2 protein-coding genes are annotated in these 1,739 nt (G+C 57.0%); both read right to left on the bottom strand.

All coding sequences use genetic code 11. The features are described from left to right. Positions 1-173 precede the first annotated feature (173 nt). Positions 174-1,166: a HEPN domain-containing protein gene (locus BF95_RS25245; RefSeq protein WP_081764300.1), complete on the bottom strand. Its 993-nt coding sequence runs from the start codon at positions 1,164-1,166 to the stop codon at positions 174-176. Then, complete coding sequence (locus tag BF95_RS25240) at positions 1,166-1,603, bottom strand: TA system VapC family ribonuclease toxin (RefSeq protein ID WP_037475387.1); 438 nt, start codon at positions 1,601-1,603, stop codon at positions 1,166-1,168. The genes BF95_RS25245 and BF95_RS25240 overlap by 1 nt, the downstream gene beginning before the upstream one ends. Positions 1,604-1,739 lie beyond the last annotated feature (136 nt).

Here is a 1,739-nt window from a genome sequence, read left to right as displayed (position 1 = left end):
CGTCGGGATCGCTCGCCAGAACCTCGCGCCGCAACACAGCGCCTTCGCCATCAACCACGCACACATGCGTGGACTTGTCACTCACATCCAGTCCTGCGTAGATCGACATGGTCACCCTCCTGCATTGAAGCGTTCATGCGACTTCGTACCATACAGAAGGGTGGCTACATCAATTACGCGGTGTCCCAAAACTCGGTCATTCCGGCGTCGGATATTTTTACGCAGCAAATCCGTGCGACAAACGTCAATGGCGCGCTTTTTCCTTTTAGCTTGGTTATGTGAGAAACGCATATCGAATGGGTCGTCTGGCCGAGATTTTCGATGCGTTCAGCTAGCCAACGCAGCTCTTCTAAATCGATCTGATAATGCTTGGAATATCTCGCCTTCACATAGGCGTCCTTGAGCTTTTGGAACATCGCCCGCTCCTTTCGGGAGTTCCGTGGCCATATGTCAAACAGCGCAGGGTGCCTGCTCTCAGCTTGTGCGCGGAGAAATGCGATGTTGTGGTCATATGGCGTGTAGAAGGTGAGAGTTAGCAAAATGGCTTGATAGAGACGCTCAGTAGTCTGGTGGAGATCAAATGCCGCCTTCCTGACGAATGACTTTTCAATGCCAAACTTTGCGACTTCGAACACTTGCATGGCTTCAGAAAAATAATCGTCGAAATAGTCCTGCGCCGCATTCGCTGCTTCCGACGGCGTCTTGGGCTTGGGTTTGGCCAGTTCGCGATCATCGGCTTCGTAGAGGGCGATGCCCTGTTCGGCTATTTCCATGAAGAAGACCCGGCCATGGCTGAGGCCCTGGTTCACCTGCTGAAGCGAGTGAACGATGAAATGCACCGGCGTATGGATGCGCTTCTCGATCAGATAGGCGTCGATGAGGCGCTGCTCTGCGACCGACCAATAGGCAGCGACGTCGGCCAGTTCCTTCTGGTTGACGATGACCAGGATATCCATGTCGGATTTATACTGATTGGCATCGAAGGGCGCATCGACCCAATCGCCCCGCGCATAGGAGCCGAAAAGGATGATCTTGAGGATGCGGGCCGACTTCTTGCGGCCAGTCGCATTCTCGGTTGCCTCCCGAAACTCGGCGAACAAGATGCGCACGACCTCTTCGAGCTCTCGCTGCTTGGCTGCTGGGAGGTGGTCAAGGTTGGTACGCATCACTGATGTCCAATGAGGTGGATCGCGTCCTTGCCCCCGGCCACCCCCTTGGGCGTCAGGCGGCGATCAAAAGTCGCGAGCTTGCCCCCATTTGCGACCGCAAGGGCAAGGAGATAGGTGTCGGTCACCTGCGCTGACGTCAGGATCTGGCTTGCATCGACATGGTCTGCGGTCAGCAGGCTGATATCGTCCGGCCAAAAACTGTGACCGGGAAGTCTGCACATCTGGGCCATGATCGTCGCGACCTCGGCCGGAGAACCCGGCGTTGCGGGATAGCGGACGTTGCCGACGATCCGGATCACGCCGTTTTCGGTCATAGGGCAAGTCGCCCAGGCCTTGCTGCCTTCCGCCTCGAACCAGCGGTGCGCTGCCTCGTGACCGACATGATTGGGGTCGATCAGTGCGACAAGAATGTTGACGTCCAGAAGGTAGGTCATGGCGCCTCATCACGAAGGGCGTTGACGATATCCTGCGTCACCACGACCCCAGGCTTGGCTGGCAAGAGACTGATCCCGTTGCGCGTGCGCGTTGTCTCGGCTGGCGACGGAGCGCCTTACGGGCGAGATCCGACAG

The sequence above is a fragment of the Sphingobium sp. Ant17 genome (assembly GCF_000588875.1).
GTDB lineage: Bacteria > Pseudomonadota > Alphaproteobacteria > Sphingomonadales > Sphingomonadaceae > Sphingobium.
Note: the sequence above shows the minus strand (reverse complement) of the source record. Positions and strands in the feature narration are given on the sequence as shown.